Annotated in this window: 17 protein-coding genes and 1 pseudogene; 4 read left to right on the top strand and 14 right to left on the bottom strand. The window is 69.0% G+C overall.

Features of this window, described 5'->3' with window-relative positions:
• Nucleotides 1-31 precede the first annotated feature (31 nt).
• Entirely contained in the window at nucleotides 32-781 is a 750-nt protein-coding gene (locus AB0O67_RS06790) for a hypothetical protein (RefSeq protein ID WP_365446924.1), read from the bottom strand.
• Between the two features lie 471 nt (nucleotides 782-1252).
• On the opposite strand from AB0O67_RS06790, the gene AB0O67_RS06785 reads away from it, so the two are divergent.
• From AB0O67_RS06785 to AB0O67_RS06775, 3 genes are all read left to right on the top strand, one after another.
• Complete coding sequence (locus AB0O67_RS06785) at nucleotides 1253-1738, top strand: hypothetical protein (RefSeq protein ID WP_365446923.1); 486 nt, start codon at nucleotides 1253-1255, stop codon at nucleotides 1736-1738.
• A 207-nt stretch (nucleotides 1739-1945) separates the two neighbouring features.
• Complete coding sequence (locus AB0O67_RS06780; RefSeq protein WP_365446921.1) at nucleotides 1946-2227, top strand: hypothetical protein; 282 nt, start codon at nucleotides 1946-1948, stop codon at nucleotides 2225-2227.
• A gap of 205 nt (nucleotides 2228-2432) precedes the next feature.
• A complete protein-coding gene (locus tag AB0O67_RS06775; protein WP_365446919.1) occupies nucleotides 2433-2729 on the top strand; it encodes a hypothetical protein in 297 nt (98 codons plus the stop codon).
• A 128-nt stretch (nucleotides 2730-2857) separates the two neighbouring features.
• Here AB0O67_RS06775 and AB0O67_RS06770 read toward each other — a convergent pair whose 3' ends face one another.
• The 11 genes and pseudogenes from AB0O67_RS06770 to rpsB all read right to left on the bottom strand — a co-directional run bounded on the left by AB0O67_RS06770 (nucleotide 2858) and on the right by rpsB (nucleotide 12681).
• Nucleotides 2858-3205 carry a hypothetical protein gene (locus tag AB0O67_RS06770; RefSeq protein WP_365446917.1) on the bottom strand — a complete coding sequence of 116 codons (348 nt, stop codon included), beginning with the start codon at nucleotides 3203-3205 and terminating at the stop codon, nucleotides 2858-2860.
• Nucleotides 3206-3526: 321 nt separating this feature from the next.
• The gene (locus AB0O67_RS06765) at nucleotides 3527-3820 is read right to left on the bottom strand and encodes a hypothetical protein (protein WP_365446915.1); all 294 of its coding nucleotides are present in this window, start codon (nucleotides 3818-3820) and stop codon (nucleotides 3527-3529) included.
• 170 nt (nucleotides 3821-3990) lie between these two features.
• Nucleotides 3991-4332 carry a hypothetical protein gene (locus AB0O67_RS06760; RefSeq protein WP_365446914.1) on the bottom strand — a complete coding sequence of 114 codons (342 nt, stop codon included), beginning with the start codon at nucleotides 4330-4332 and terminating at the stop codon, nucleotides 3991-3993.
• A 76-nt stretch (nucleotides 4333-4408) separates the two neighbouring features.
• Nucleotides 4409-4681, bottom strand: coding sequence for a hypothetical protein (locus tag AB0O67_RS06755; protein ID WP_365446912.1), 273 nt, complete (start codon nucleotides 4679-4681; stop codon nucleotides 4409-4411).
• A gap of 229 nt (nucleotides 4682-4910) precedes the next feature.
• A complete protein-coding gene (locus tag AB0O67_RS06750; protein WP_365446910.1) occupies nucleotides 4911-6323 on the bottom strand; it encodes a condensation domain-containing protein in 1413 nt (470 codons plus the stop codon).
• A gap of 163 nt (nucleotides 6324-6486) precedes the next feature.
• Nucleotides 6487-7764, bottom strand: a pseudogene (locus tag AB0O67_RS06745) (FAD-dependent monooxygenase); the annotation flags it as partial.
• A 160-nt stretch (nucleotides 7765-7924) separates the two neighbouring features.
• Nucleotides 7925-9049, bottom strand: coding sequence for a phosphatidate cytidylyltransferase (locus AB0O67_RS06740; RefSeq protein WP_365446908.1), 1125 nt, complete (start codon nucleotides 9047-9049; stop codon nucleotides 7925-7927).
• Entirely contained in the window at nucleotides 9049-9606 is a 558-nt protein-coding gene (frr, locus tag AB0O67_RS06735; protein WP_365446906.1) for a ribosome recycling factor, read from the bottom strand. The genes AB0O67_RS06740 and frr overlap by 1 nt, the downstream gene beginning before the upstream one ends.
• A gap of 184 nt (nucleotides 9607-9790) precedes the next feature.
• On the bottom strand, nucleotides 9791-10549 hold the full coding sequence (pyrH, locus tag AB0O67_RS06730; protein WP_365446904.1) for a UMP kinase: 759 nt from the start codon (nucleotides 10547-10549) through the stop codon (nucleotides 9791-9793).
• Between the two features lie 208 nt (nucleotides 10550-10757).
• Nucleotides 10758-11594, bottom strand: a complete 837-nt coding sequence (tsf, locus tag AB0O67_RS06725; RefSeq protein ID WP_365446902.1) for a translation elongation factor Ts — start codon at nucleotides 11592-11594, stop codon at nucleotides 10758-10760.
• Between the two features lie 166 nt (nucleotides 11595-11760).
• Nucleotides 11761-12681, bottom strand: a complete 921-nt coding sequence (rpsB, locus tag AB0O67_RS06720; RefSeq protein ID WP_365446900.1) for a 30S ribosomal protein S2 — start codon at nucleotides 12679-12681, stop codon at nucleotides 11761-11763.
• A gap of 272 nt (nucleotides 12682-12953) precedes the next feature.
• Between rpsB and AB0O67_RS06715 the strand changes: the two genes are divergently transcribed.
• Entirely contained in the window at nucleotides 12954-13577 is a 624-nt protein-coding gene (locus AB0O67_RS06715; RefSeq protein ID WP_365446898.1) for a M23 family metallopeptidase, read from the top strand.
• A 72-nt stretch (nucleotides 13578-13649) separates the two neighbouring features.
• Here AB0O67_RS06715 and AB0O67_RS06710 read toward each other — a convergent pair whose 3' ends face one another.
• Together AB0O67_RS06710 and whiG are read right to left on the bottom strand one after the other, a co-directional pair.
• Nucleotides 13650-14204: a helix-turn-helix domain-containing protein gene (locus AB0O67_RS06710; protein WP_365446991.1), complete on the bottom strand. Its 555-nt coding sequence runs from the start codon at nucleotides 14202-14204 to the stop codon at nucleotides 13650-13652.
• 94 nt (nucleotides 14205-14298) lie between these two features.
• On the bottom strand, nucleotides 14299-15141 hold the full coding sequence (gene whiG, locus AB0O67_RS06705; RefSeq protein WP_365446896.1) for an RNA polymerase sigma factor WhiG: 843 nt from the start codon (nucleotides 15139-15141) through the stop codon (nucleotides 14299-14301).
• Between the last annotated feature and the right edge of the window lie 64 nt (nucleotides 15142-15205).

Here is a 15205-nt window from a genome sequence, read left to right as displayed (position 1 = left end):
AGTTGGTATGGCGGGCGGGTGCGAGCGGCCGTCAGCCGAGTCGCGGAAGTCCCAGTTGACCGATGGGCGGTGCCGCGATCTGCCCGAGGCCGACCGGCGACAACTCCGGTGCGGTCGGCGGCGCGACGAGCGGGTTGACGATCGGGTTCACCTGCGGGTTGATCTGCGGGTTCAGCTGCGGGGCGACCTGCATGGGGGGCTCCGGAGCGAAGGCCTGGGGGACGGCGACCTGCGGGGCGACCTGGGGCATGACCTGCGGTACGACCTGGGGCATGACCTGCGGCTGCTGCGGCGGGGCAGCCTGGACCGGCTGCTGCGGGTACGGCGCCGGAGCGGCCTGCTGCGGGTACGGCGCCGGAGCAGCCTGCTGCGGGTACGGCGCCGGAGCAGCCTGCTGGGGCGGCGGCGACGTGGCGGCCTGCGCCGTTCCCTGCGACGAGGCAGCGGAGTAGGCGTAGCCGCTCTGCTGTGGCGCCGGCGGGGCCGCCTGGACCGGCTGCTGGGGATACGGCGCCGGAGCGGCCTGCTGGGGGTACGGCGCCGGAGCGGCCTGCTGTTGGTAGGGCGAGGCGGCGGCCTGTGCCGTTCCTTGCGACGCGGCCGCGGCGGCAGGACCTGCCTGCTGCGGGGCCTGCGGGGCGGCCGCAGGGTGATCGGGAGCCGACATCGGAGCGCCACTGCCGTATCCCCCGGGACTATCGGCATGGCTGGCGTCGGCGCCGATGCCGGTCAGACCGCTGGCCGCTGCTACCACGAGCGCGGCCTTGTGAAGCTTGCGCATTAAACCCTCGGCCCTTCGATACCTGTAACGGTAATCCATTGCATTCAGCGCGCGGTCACTCGTGCAGGTAGGCACGCGACGCGCACTACGACTTCAGCAGCGGTCAATCTTGAGGAGCACGCGGACTTCGCATCGGAGCCAGCAGCGAATTCCCTCACGCGTCTTCAGGTTCACGGTTGCTGCCCTCCCCCGTGGAACGAGGTCTTCTTCGCCACGGTCACGGCAGAGGAAGGTCCGTCACCCATTTGCCGTTACCGGCAAGGCAGTTGAGGCGCGCGTCGGCACCCCTTGCGTCAAACGGGTGACCACGATCCGGCGCCCGTATCTGGGTCCGCGCCAACTTCGTTCCCCACGGGGCGAGAACGATGGTCCGTCGCACGCCGCAGAGGGCGGCAGAACTGCGACGACCGCTCCGCCTCATCAGCATTTCACCAGGTTCCGTGCACAGGTCAATGAAGGGCCGAGGATTCCATGCGCAAGCTTCAGCAAGTCGCGCTCATCGTCGCAGCAGCCGGCGGTCTGTCCGCCGTCGGTGCCGGCCCAAGCTCCGCCGCCACTCCCGTCACCTACGACGGGGCGTTGCCTCCCGTCTCGCAGCCGGACGCCCAGGCCGCCTCGGCCACCTCCGCGCAGGCGTCCGCGCAGACCTACGGCTCGCCGGCTCCGCAGCAGGCGGCTCCGCCGCGGGGCACCCAGGTCAGCCCGCAGGTCAACCCTCAGCTGAACCCGCAGATCAGCCCCCAGCTCTCTCCGCAGGCCCCGCCGGTCCGGCAGACCGGACAGGCCGCCCCGGTGAGCCAGGCCAACCTGTTCCGCCCCTCCCAGGAATGCAGCCCGCAGAACCTGCTCTCCGCGAATGTCCCGGTCGCCCTGCTCGCCGCGTCCCAGACCCGGGGCGTCGAGTGCACCCAGGCCAACAGCCAGGCGAACTCGTTCGCCAATGCGCGGGCGAACTAACGCCATTGAACGGCCAGGCGTCGACCGCGGCCACTGGGATTGCGACGCCTGAGCTTCGGTGTGCGATACGGCTTTCGGGTGCTATTACCGCAGGATCACGAGATCGGCGCGTCGTCGCCCCGCTTTGCCGTATTTCGCATTAATCTCCCGTAACTGTAGAAAGTCGATCTTCCACAGATCGCACCCCCTCACTTCACCGGAGATGACATGCGCAAGCTTCGCAACGTTGCCGTGCTGGTCGCTGCAATCGGCAGCATCGGACTCGTGGGCGGCACGGCCCACGCCGACCAGGGCAAGGGCGGCGACGGCGACAAGTTCAACATCACGCAGAGCTCGCAGTGCAAGTCGCACGACCTGAACCTTGACGTCCTCGGCCAGGTCGGCCTGCTCAACGGCCTGCTGGGCAACGCGCTCAACGGCGAGGGCAACCCGGGCGCCCAGTCCACCCACATCGGTTCGACGATGGGCTGCAACAACAGCGCCTTCTGAGGTTTCGACCGACGCCAGGTCGTCAGTCAGTTGATGGTCCCGGCACCCGGCCACAGGGCAGGGCGCCGGGACCATGTGCGTCGGCAGGCCTGCGGGAAAAACGGCATCTCCCGCGGCCCAAGCGCCACCGCAGGTCTTCGGGTATTTCTCGTCAGCCTTCACCTCGAACGCTGATCGTTCGCTCTCTCACTCCCTTGGAGATGCCATGCACAAGCTCAGCACCGCAGCCTTCCTCGTCGCCGCGTTCGGGAGCGCGGGACTCCTCGCCGCCGGAACTGCCCACGCCGACCAGGGCGGCTACGGCAGCAGCAACGGCAACGGCGGCTACAGCATTGTTCAGAGCACCACCTGCGGGTCGCACGACGCCAACGTCGACATCCTCGGCCAGGTCGGCGTCGGCAACGGCGTGGGCGGCAACCTCCTCAACGGCGAAGGCAACTCGGGCGCGCAGCAGAATTCCCTGGGTTCGACGATGGGCTGCAACAACGAGGTCGGCCAGTAGGGCGAATCCTGTCCCGTTGCCCCGGCCGGCGGTCGGGGCAACGGGCTTTTCTCTGTCCGCCGACAGGCTCGGTGCACAAGAAAATGCCGGGCCGGGATGATCCCGGTCCGGCATTTGGCCAACGTCTCTCAGAAATCGAAATGCGGCCTCGACCCCTCGGGAATCTTCGCCGTGTTGGAGCAGTCCACAACCGCGCCGGCTCCGGCCGTCTCGGGCTTGTCGCCCAGCAGTTGGTACTCCCGGAACACCACGTTCGGCCGGTCGACCGTCGTGCACTGCTGCTCCTGCCTGATGATGTGCTCCCCGTCCTTCTTGACGTGGGTCTCGCTCTTGCGAATGCAAACGGCGTCACCCGGTGCGGCGCTGTCGCAGTCACCTGAGCGTCCGTCTGCGTGTGCGTGTCCGGCGCCGACAGAGATCGCGGCGAGGCTTCCGACGATCGCCGAGATGGCGGCGAGCTTCCGCGGAGTGAACATGTGCTGCATTCCTTTACGACGCAGGCCCGGGCGCTGGGGCCAATTGACCGGTCGCGCCCGGGCCGAGAAGGGAAATGATCATTTTGCGTCTGGCCGCGCTGTCAGATGTACCAGACGGCGGAATTGCCGCAGCCCGGACGCATACCCTGATGAACAGCCGTGCGTCCGGGCTGCCTTCGCCAGGGGTGTCACTCGGCGCACGGTGGAGCGGGCCGAGTTGTCACCGGACGAGGCCGTCGCGGTGGTGCGATGTGCATCGGCTTCCGCAGAAGATCGATGCGTGTGTGGCAGTACTGAGAAGACGAGCCCTCGGTACGCTCTTTACTCGCCTTCGCCGTGCTGGCCGTAGTCCTGCTCCGGCTCGGCCTGGTGCTGCTCGGGCGCGGCCTGGTGCTGCTCCGGCCCGGCCTGGTGCTGCTCCGGCCCGGCCTTCTTCTCGGCCTGCGGCTGAGCGTAGTAACCGCCCCCGACAGCCAGGGCGGTGGCCGACGAGTTGGCAACGGCGGAGACGGGAACCGCGTTCTCGCCATCGCCGGCGAAGCTGACCCCGGCACCGAAGGCGGACAGCCCCGCGACCGCCACAGCTACGACCGCAGCACGCTGAAACTTACGCATGGTATGACCCTTTCTTGTCCAGGCACGACGCCTGGCTTGACTACTCAGTGTGAGGATATACACACGTTTCGTCACATCTCAGGATCTACACCTCGGGTGTCGTGTCGCATGTTCACTGCGTCGCGGGGGGGGGGCGTCGCACCGGCGGGAAGGATCAGGGTCGCCCGGACTCAACTCAGCAGGCCGGCCGTCTCCAGCGAGGCGTCGGCCTCGTCGGGCGCTCCCGTGGTCGTGGGCGAGCAGGTCACCTTCGGCCCGATCTGCGTCGTCCCGTTACCCCAGGCCGCGGGCAACGTCAAGGGCTGCACCGGGGTGCAGGTCTCGTGGTGCGGGATGACACCGTCTTCGGGGATCACGCCCTCGATGTGCTGACTGCAACTGATGTTGCCCAGGAGGTCACGGTTGCAGGAACCGGGGCCCCTCACTTCAGACGCATTGGTGACACCGGTGCAGGTCACCACGAGGCCGCCGGCGAGCACCAGGACAGCCGCGATCTTCTTGCTGCTGGACATGCGATGCGCTTTCCTTCGTTGGGATGCCCGATCCGCTCGGACAACGGGCGCGCCGGGCGCGATGACGCCGCGGACGTCAGCCGGTGAAGTCGTTGTTGAACTGGCCGCAGGTCGTGTCCATGGTGCCGGCGATGCCGAGCACACCGATCGGGACATCGTTCTCGGACACCGTCTGCGGGCTGCACTCCTGGTAGGGGCGGTAGAGGTCGTACACCTTCTGCCCACTGTCGGTGGTGTCGGCGACAGCGGTGCCGGCGCCGACGGCGGACAGGCCGCCCGCCGCCGCCACTGCTGCGATCACGACCTGCTGAAGCTTGCGCATGGAACCCTCGGCTTTTCGCTCGTACATCGAGGCTGATTGCCTAACGTGACTGCACAAACGCTATCAGTAACCACACGCGGCTTTCCACACCGGACATTCCTTCCGTGGGGCATTGGGTCACAACAACACCGCATGGGCGAATTGGCCTTATAAAAAGCTGAATTGCAGTTGGGTGGGTGCCGTCACGTGTGGCGTACGGGCGTCAGGTGCGACCTCGACGCCCGCACCAACGCGGGGACAGGGAAGCGCAGTTGCGTCAGGAGAGGGCCGACCCCTCAACTCCAGTGAGTTCACGTGCGGGCACGGAGACGATCAGGTCCCGCAGGCTCTCGACGTATCGCCGCACGTTCTTGTAGGCGACGTCGGTGTCCGGGTAGCGGCAGGCGAACCACAGGCCCTCGTGCAGCCTGTTGACCCAGGCGCACACCTGGTCCCCGTAGGAAACCCGGATCAGTCCGTAGGCTTTTCTCTCGGTCCAGCGGGCCGAGCCGGGAATGAGGCGGGCATCGACATACGAGACGATGGAATACATGTCTGGCGACGTCGGCCGGAAGTCGGTGCCGAGCAGCCGCAGTACGCGGGCCAGGGGAATGCGCGCCAGCGACCGGTTGGCCCGCAACTCGGCGCGGACCGTTTCCAGCGCCCCGTCGAAGTCCCGCGCCGCGGGCACCTCGATGGGGGCGCCACCGACGTACCAGCCCACGGAGTCAGACCACGCGGACTTCAGCCGGGTGTGGAACGGCACGACCGTGCGGTAGACCGGCTGCCCACCGAGTTCGTGGACGATCAGGCTGGTGGCGGCCAGGATGCCCACCAGGCTGCCGCCGTAGGGTCGGCAGTACGTCTCGAACGCGGCTGCGGCGTCCGCGTCGACCAGCGGCTCGCACATGAGCTTCTGGGTGGGAAGCACGTCACCGGGCCGCAGACCGAGGTCCACGGGGAACTCCGGCAGCCTTCCGTCGCATCGCCCGATGAACTCCCGCCAGCGCGCGACGATCGTGTGTGTGTCGTCGATCCCGTCCGCACTCGCCCGCTCCTGCCGGCAGAAGTCGACGTAACTTCCCGCGGTGGTGCCGATGTCGGGTCGTCCCATGACGTCCGCGACGTACAACTCGTGGATCTCGTCGGGGATGCGCTGGAGGGAGTAGGCGTCGACGTTGGTGTGGTCGAAAGCCATGTACACGCTGGTGGATTCGTCGCGGACGACCGCCGCGTAGATGAAGTTCGGCCATCCGAGGGCGTCCGCCGCCACATCGAATCGGTTCTGCAGGTAGTCGATCAGCGCCTCCGCGTCGGCGAAGTCGCCGACGACCTCGCGTCGCAGCGACACCTCGTTCTCGGGGAGCGTGAACCGCTGCATGTCGTCGCAGGCCCATCGGAAGCCGCTGCGCAGCGTCTCGTGACGCACCGTCCAGCCGTGCAACGCCCGTTCCAGCGCGTCGAGGTCGGCGCGGCCCGGCAGGTCGAAGGCCGTGCCGAGCCATGTCGGTACGAACAGTCCGTCCTCGCGCACCGATCGCGCGGTTCTGATGTGCGACTCCTGGATGTATGCCGGCGGCCGCGGATCCGACGGCAGCGCTGCCGCGGCCGCGACGGTCGCCTTGCTGAACGTCCACTCGACGAGCTGTCCGGGCCGGACCTCACAGCGCTGAATGTCAGAAATTCGCACGGTGGCGTCTCCTTCGCAGAAGACACCAGCTTGATCAAGGGGGGGCTGTCCGTACGCGGTGATCGCTGTGTCGTCGGCTTTTCAGCAGGACGTGTGATGTCTCGAACGGTGAAGCGGTTCCACGACGTTGGTCGTCGGCCGGTCTTGGCGCCCCAGTCGTCGATCAGGGAGCGAAGACCTGCGTGAGGTGATGGGTCAGGGCTGTCACGGACGGCGGGGTGACGCGTGCGCCGATGTAGCCGTCGGGGCGGATGAGCAGGGCCGTTGGACCCTCACCCACCTCGTAGCCGCGGCGGACTCGCCCCGGCTGTCCCACAGGACGGGCAGCCCGGCCCCGCCGGCATCCGTCCCGGCGGCGAGCAACGCGTACACCTCCACGTGATAGTGACTCGCCGTGCGCGCCTCGGCGGCCAGGTCCGGGAAGGTGTCCGCCTGTCCGTCCGCGTAGAGCAGCAGGACATGACCCCGGTCGCGGAGTACGTCATACAGGCGCATCGGATAGGCGGCGATGCTGTCGGTGAGGCCGCCGCAGTCGGGGCGCGGTCCCCGGCGTCGGGGGCTGCATTGCCCGAGTGGCGGGCGCCCACGACGGGGTTGGCCGGGTAGGCGACGAGAGGTTGCGCCTCGCGCATCATGATCGTGTCGGGGTCGTCGGGATCGGCCTGGATGCCCTGCCTGGCATGCCGCACCGTCCGGCCCACCACCTCCTCCCCGACCGGCCGCCGTTCGGCGTCGTAGCTGTCGAGCAACCGCGGTTGCGCCACGCCCCGCACAGTGAGGGCCAGTTTCCACGCGAGGTTGACCGCGTCCTGGATGCCGGTGTTCATGCCCTGCGCGCCGGTGGGCGGGTGGATGTGCGCGGCGTCGCCCGCGAGGAACACCCGGCCGTCGCCGTAGCGGTCCACCAGGCGGTGGCTGATGCGGAAGATCGAGGACCACCGCAGGGCGGAGGCGGTGGTCGGCCGGGGTGCGAGCCGGTCGAGCACTGCCTGGATCTGTGCGAGCGTCGGGCGGCGGCCGCCTTCGAGTCCGTGTGTGACGTCGTCGGCCCCGGGCACGGGCCGGACCGGCTGCGCTTCCGTGGCGAGTTCCGGCGGGACCAGCATGGACATGCGGTAGCGGGAGCGGCCGGGGAGCGGGATGCAGACGAGGAGGTCGTCGAGGGCGCCGTCGGTGTGGTGCACGGAGCGTACGCCGTAGCCCTGGGGCAGGTCCCAGTCCACCTCCACGTCCGCGAGCATGTACTCCTCCGGGAACGCGCCGCCGCCGAACCCGAGCCCGAGCGTCTTGCGCACGGTGCTGTGGGCGCAGTCGCAGCCGACGAGGAAACGATCCGTGTTCCGTACCGGGCAAGGTGCTCTTCGAGGATGCGCTCGGTCTCGTACTGCGGCAGCGCGGCGAAGCGGTAGGGGACCTCGGGCGGGAGTGCGAGGTCGACGCGCCCCTGCTCGTCCATCCGCACCTCCCGTCACTTAGCCTCGCAGGGCTGAACCCGCACCGCAGGTCGGAGAGATCAGGACCCGGCGCGGGAGAGGCGGGCCGGCGGGAACGACAAGAGCCCCCGCCCGTCATGGGGCAGGGGCTCCGATGCGGACGACGGCTCAGCCGGAACCCACGAACAGCACCAGCAGCAGCCACACCACCGGTGCCGTGGGCAGCAACGAGTCCAGCCGGTCCATGATCCCGCCATGCCCCGGCAGCAGCGTGCCCATGTCCTTGATGCCGAGGTCACGCTTGATCATCGACTCGCCGAGGTCGCCGAGCGTGGCGCTCGCGGCGACCGCGAGACCCAGGAGCAGGCCCTGCCACCACGTGCCGTCGTCGATCAGGTACTGCATGCACAGTGCACCGGCGGCCATCGCGAAGCTGACCGCCCCGACCAGGCCCTCACGGGTCTTGCCGGGGCTGATGCGCGGGGCGAGCTTGTGCCGCCCGAAGCGCCAGCCCACCGCGTAGGCGCCGGTGTCGCTGACCACGGTGAGCAGCAGGAACATGAAGACCCGTTGCGGCCCGTCGTGCGCGGTCAGCATCATCGCGACGAACGTCGCGAGGAACGGCACGTAGAAGGCGGCGAAGACCCCGGCCGTGACGTCCTTGAGATAGCCCTCCGGCGGTTCCGTCATCCGCCAGACCAGTACCGCGAGTGCGGTGAGCGCCATCGCCACCCATGCGCCCTCGGCGCCCCGCACGTACCCGGCGACGACCATTCCGGCACCGCCGACCGCGAGCGGCACCAGCGGCGCGTGGATGCCCTTGCGCTCGTCCAGCCGCTTGGTCAGCTCCCACAGGCCCACCACCACTGCCACCGCGACGACCCCGACGAACACCGCCTTGACGATGAACAGGGAGGCGACGATCACCGCACCGAGTCCCGCCCCGACACCTATCGCCGCACCCAAGTCACGGCCCGCACTCTTCTTCTGCGGTGCGGGTGCCGGCTGAGGGACGTCGTGCATGGGCTCCGGATTCTGCGGCACCGTGCCGTAGGGCGGCGCCGACGGGCTCTCGTCGCGGAACAAGGGGCCGCCCAGCCGAGCGGCCCCCCGGTCGTCATCCTGGTCTCCGCCATGTGCGGATACGTCGGGCACGATGGGCATGGGGCGAGTCTGCTGCGCGTCAAGCGCATCGTACGTGGGACCCGCCGGGGCGGCCCCCTGGACAGGCCCCCGGTCGGACGGCCCCCAGTACCCGGCGTGGGGCGGTGCCCCCCAGGGAGAGTCGTTCATCAGACCTCGAGCAGCTCGGCTTCCTTGTGCTTGAGCAGCTCGTCCACCTGGGCGACGTATTTCGCCGTGGTGTCGTCGAGCTCCTTCTCGGCGCGGCGGCCCTCGTCCTCGCCGACCTCGCCGTCCTTGACGAGCTTGTCGATGGCGTCCTTGGTCTTGCGGCGGACGGAGCGGATGGACACCTTGGCGTCCTCGCCCTTGCCCTTGGCGACCTTGATGTACTCGCGCCGGCGCTCCTCGGTCAGCTCGGGGAACACCACCCGGATGATGTTGCCGTCGTTGCTCGGGTTGACGCCCAGGTCGGAGTCCCGGATCGCCTGCTCGATGTTGCGCAGCGCGCTCTTGTCGAACGGGGTGACGACCGCCATCCTCGGCTCCGGCACGGAGAACGAAGCCAGCTGGTTGATCGGCGTCGGCGCGCCGTAGTAGTCGGCCACGATCTTGTTGAACATCGCCGGGTGCGCACGGCCCGTGCGAATCGCGGCGAAGTCCTCCTTGGCGACCACGACGGCCTTCTCCATCTTCTCCTCGGCTTCGAGGAGGCTCTCTTCGATCACCACTTGCTCCTGCGTGTCTTGAGTAGGCCCGGCTGCGGTTCCTTGGCGGCGGCGGCCGGCTGCGTCGCGTCTTCTTCCTGCACGGTTCCCGACCCGTAGAACATTGTCCATCCCCCGGCCTGGGTCCGTCCCGTCCGTCCCCCGGACAGGTGGCGTTCCGGCGGACGGCGTGGCTGAAACCGGGTCAGCCCCGGCTGCCCTGGTCACCCACCAGCGTGCCGATCTTCTCACCCTTGACGGCGCGGGCGATATTGCCCTCCGTCAGCAGCTCGAAGACCACGATCGGCAGCTTGTTGTCGCGGCACAGCGTGATGGCGGTGGCGTCGGCCACCTTGAGGTCGCGGGTGATGACCTCGCCGTAGCCGAGCGAGTCGAACTTGACCGCGTCCGGGTTGGTCTTCGGGTCGGAGTCGTAGACCCCGTCCACACCGTTCTTGCCCATCAGCAGGGCCTCGGCGTCGATCTCCAGGGCACGCTGGGCGGCGGTGGTGTCGGTGGAGAAGTACGGCATGCCCATACCGGCGCCGAAGATGACCACGCGGCCCTTCTCCAGGTGCCGTACGGCCCGCAGCGGGATGTACGGCTCGGCGACCTGCCCCATGGTGATGGCGGTCTGCACCCGACACTGGATGCCCTCCTTCTCCAGGAAGTCCTGGAGCGCGAGGCAGTTCATCACGGTGCCGAGCATGCCCATGTAGTCCGAGCGGGCGCGGTCCATGCCGCGCTGCTGGAGTTCGGCGCCGCGGAAGAAGTTGCCGCCGCCGATCACGATCGCGATCTGCGCGCCGTCACGGACCACGGCCGCGATCTCGCGCGCCATGGCGTGCACCACGTCCGGGTCGACGCCCAGGCCCCCGCCGCCGGAGAAGGCCTCTCCGGACAGCTTCAGCAGAAACCGGCCGCGTACTTTGCCGTCGTCGCTCTTCTGGGCCTTGGTGGTCATGGGGTTCTCGCCTCTTTTACGGTTGCACATACGAAGAAGGCCATTGCCGGTGGTGGGTTTCTCTCCCCTACACGGCAATGGCCTCCTCGTCAGATCTGCTGTCGTCCGTCGCGGGCGCTGGCGCGCCGGCCCACGCGAGCGACGTGGACGACTGCGGTCGACCCTAGTGGCATTCCGCCCCGGGCCGCGCGTCGATCGCGGTACGGACTCAGATGCCGACCTTGATGCGCGTGAAGCGCTTCAGGGTGACACCGGCCTCGTCCAGGACCTTCTGGACCGACTTCTTGTTGTCGAGCGCGTACGGCTGGCCGAGCAGCGTGGCGTCCTTGAAGAAGCCGTTCACACGACCCTCGACGATCTTGGCGATCGCGGCCTCGGGCTTGCCCTCGGCGCGGGTGGTCTCCTCGGCGATCCGACGCTCGGTCTCGACGACCTCGGCCGGGACGTCCTCCTTGGAGAGGTACTTCGGCGCGAAGGCGGCGATGTGCTGCGCGACGCCCTTGGCGACCTCGGCGTTCGGCTTGTCGAGCTCGACGAGGACACCGATCTGCGGCGGCAGGTCGGGCATCGTGCGGTGCATGTACGCGGTCACGAAGCCGTCGGAGAACTGCGCGAAGCGGTCCAGGACGATCTTCTCGCCGAGGTTGGCGTTGGCCTCGTCCACGTACGCCTGGACGGTCTTGCCGGCCTCGATCTCGGAGGCGAGCAGGGCCTCCAGGTCGGCCGGGGAGGTCTTGGCGACGTGCTCGGCGATGGCGCGGGCGGCGGCCTGGAACTTGTCGCCCTTGGCGACGAAGTCCGTCTCGCACTTCAGCTCGACCAGGACGCCGGAGGAGTTGTCGTCGGCGATGATGGAGACCACGGCGCCGTTCTCGGCGGAGCGGCCCTCACGCTTGGCGACGCCCTTCTGGCCCTTGATGCGCAGCGCCTCGACAGCCTTCTCGACGCTGCCGTCGGCCTCGTCCAGCGCCTTCTTGCAGTCCATCATGCCGGCGCCGGTGAGCTCGCGGAGCTTCTTGACGTCGGCGGCGGTGTAGTTCGCCATGAGTCTGTGAATCTTTCTCGAAGTCTGGAAGATCGAAGATCTACGGGTTCGAACGTCTGCGGTTCTCCGGTCTACATGTAGATCGAGACTCTGGACGTACCCGTGACCTACGGGTGAACGGCGGGAGCGGACTGCGTGTCACCGCTCCCGCCGTCACACCGACGGGTCAGGCCTGCTCGGCGTCCGCGGCCGGCGCCTCGGGGGCAGCCTCGGCGGCCGGAGCCTCGGGGGCCGCGGTCTCGGGGGCGGCCTCAGCGGCCGGCGCCTCGGGGGCGGCCTCGGCAGCCGGGGCCTCTTCCTCGGAGTCGGCCTTCTTCTCACCCTCGAGCAGGTCGCGCTCCCACTCGGCGAGCGGCTCGCCCGCGGCCTTCTCGCCCTTGCCCTCACCGGCACCACCGGAGCGGGCGATCAGGCCCTCGGCGACGGCGTCGGCGATCACGCGGGTGAGCAGGGTGACGGAGCGGATCGCGTCGTCGTTGCCCGGGATCTTGTAGTCGACCTCGTCCGGGTCACAGTTGGTGTCGAGGATGGCGACGACCGGGATGTTCAGCTTCCGGGCCTCGCCGACCGCGATGTGCTCCTTCTTGGTGTCCACGATCCAGACGGCGCTGGGCACCTTCTGCATCTCGCGGATACCACCGAGGGTCTTCTCCAGCTTGGCCTTCTCGCGCGAGAGCACGAGAAGCTCCTTCTTGGTCAGACCGGAAGCGGCGACGTCCTCGAAGTCGATCTGCTCGAGCTCCTTGAGGCGCTGCAGACGCTTGTAGACGGTCGAGAAGTTGGTGAGCATGCCGCCCAGCCAGCGCTGGTTGACGTAGGGCATGCCGACGCGGGTGGCCTGCTCGGCGATGGCCTCCTGCGCCTGCTTCTTCGTGCCGACGAACATGACCGTGCCGCCGTGGGCGACGGTCTCCTTGACGAACTCGTAGGCGCGGTCGATGTACGACAGCGACTGGAGCAGGTCGATGATGTAGATGCCGTTGCGCTCCGTGAAGATGAAGCGCTTCATCTTCGGGTTCCAACGACGGGTCTGGTGACCGAAGTGGACGCCGCTTTCCAGCAGCTCCCGCATCGTGACGACGGCCATGGCCGTTCTCCTCGTGTTTCTCGGTTATGCCGCGGGGGCCGGACGGCTCCCGCGCCTGACGCCCACATGCGCCGTGCCACGAAGGACCGAGGGGCGCTGATACGGACCGTTTCCGGCCCTGATATCGGGGCGTGCGAAGTCGACCCGGTGACCCGGATCGCCACCAGAAGTGTACGGGACCGCCGACCCCCCGGGTGACGCGGCTGTCCACAACCCGGCGGTACTCCACAGGCCGGGGCCCGGACGGTGGCCGATACGGCACGGTTCGCTCCATGCGAGCGAAGCGAAGCGCACGCGCGACGTGCGTCCTGTTGCTGGCCCTGACGGCAGCGGCCCCGGCCGACGCGGCCGACCCACAGCCGGCGGCGGCCCCGGCAAGTCCCGAGGCCCCGGTCCCTATAGCGGGCACCTGGGTTCCGGGCCAGGGCGCCTCGGTTCCGGTGATCGGCCGCGCGTGGCCGGTGGGGGTCCGCCCGCCGGTCCTCCGCGGCTGGGAGCCCCCGGCGACCCGCTACAGCAGCGGTCACCGCGGGGTGGATCTCCCGGCCCCGCCGGGAACACCGGTTCGAGCCGTCGCGTCGGGCCGGGTCTCCTACGCGGGCAGGGTGGCCGGAAAGGGGGTGGTCTCACTGGAACTCACAGGAACCGGCGACCCACCCCTGCGAACGACCTACCAGCCGGTCCACGCCTCGGTACGCAAGGGCGAGGAGGTGGCCGCCGGAGAGGTGATCGGCACGGCGGAGGCCTCCGGTGCCCACTGCGCCACGCCGTGCCTCCACTGGGGCCTGCGAAGAGGCGAGACCTACTTGGACCCACTGTCGCTGCTGCCACCGTGGCTGCTGCGGAGGGGGCCGTCGCGCCTGTTGCCGGTGCTGGGGGTGCCACTCCCGCCATAGCCGGACCTGCTGACCGGCACCGGGCGCAGGCCAGCCGGCCACAGACCCGACCGCTGGCAGCGCAGACGACCCTCAGCCGCGCACGCCCCGAAGCACCATCGACACCGTGGCCTCGGCCACCACCGACGGCTCCTCCACGCCCAGCTCGATCCGCCGCACGGCCGAGTCCACGACCCCCTGCACCAGCATCGCCGCCAGGCGGGGCTCCTCGTGCCCCATGTCCCGCAACGCGTCCACGATCATCGCCACGAGCCCGCCGTGCGCCGCACGGATCTTCTCGCGGGCCCCGGCGTCCAGCTCGCTCGCGGAGATCGCCACAACGGCCCGGTGCCGCCGGTCCTCCACCAGCGCGAGCTGCGCCCGCACATACGCCTCGATCTTGGCCTCGGCGCCGTCCACCGCGGCCATCGCCGCCTCGACCTCCGCCGCCCAGACCGGGAAGTCGACCTCGCACAACTCCTCGACCACGGCGGCCCGGGAGCGGAAGTACTCGTACACGGAGGACCGCGCGAGGCCCGTCCGCTCGGCGAGGGCCGGGAAGGTCAGCGCCTCCGTCCCGCCCTCGGACAGCAGGGAACGGGCCGCGTCCAGCAAGGCGGCTCGCTGCATCGACCGGTGCTCGGCCACGGAGGCCGCTCGAATCCTTGGCACGTCGTCCACTTTACGGACGCACCACCCCGGGCGGGAGTGCAGCACACGACCCCGCCGGTACAAGGCCAGGTCAGCGGCCGAAGCCCGCCAGTTTCGCGCGCAGCTGGAGGACGGACTTGGTGTGGATCTGGCTCACCCGGCTCTCGGTCACCCCGAGCACATTGCCGATCTCGGCGAGCGTGAGCCCCTCGTAGTAGTACAGCGTGACCACTGTCTTCTCCCGGTCGGGCAGGGTGTTGATCGCCCGCGCCAGAAACCGCCGCAGCTCCCTGTCCTCGGCCACCTCCACCGGATTGTCCGCGGCGGTGTCCTCCAGCGTGTCCATGAGGCTCAGCCGGTCGCCGCCCTCGCCCCCGACATGCAGCAGCTCCTCCAGCGCGACGACGTTGGCGAGCGACAACTGGCTGAAAACCGCGTGCAGGTCATCCACCGGGATGCCCAGCTCGGCGGCCACCTCCCCCTCGCTCGGCGTCCGTCTCAGCCGCGCCTCCAGCGTCGCGTACGCCCGCTCCACGTTCCGCGCCTTCTGCCGCACCGAGCGCGGGATCCAGTCCAGCGCCCGCAGCTCGTCGATCATCGCGCCCCGGATCCGCGTGATCGCGTACGTCTCGAACTTGATCTCGCGGTCGATGTCGAACTTCTCGATCGCGTCGATCAGCCCGAACACCCCGGACGAGACGAAGTCCGCCTGCTCGACGTTGGGCGGCAGCCCCACGCTCACCCGTCCCGCCACGTATTTCACCAGCGGCGAGTAGTGCAGAATCAGCTGCTCCCGCAGCCGCTCGTCCCCCGTCTCCTTGTACGACCGCCAGAGCTCGTCGAGCGTCGAGGGAGCGGGCGGCCGATCGCTGCCACCATCGCGGGCGGCTGGGGGGATCGCCGCCCGGTCGGACCCGGAGGTGTGCTGGGGCATTCGTCGCCTTGTGCCGTTCTGCCGTGAAGGGTGGTACGTGGGTGAGCTGTCGCTCTGGTGTCGA

Source organism: Streptomyces sp. NPDC086077, from assembly GCF_040686175.1.
Classification (GTDB): domain Bacteria; phylum Actinomycetota; class Actinomycetes; order Streptomycetales; family Streptomycetaceae; genus Streptomyces.
The sequence above is the reverse complement of the archived record's forward strand: the minus strand, read 5'-3'. Positions and strand labels throughout refer to the sequence as shown.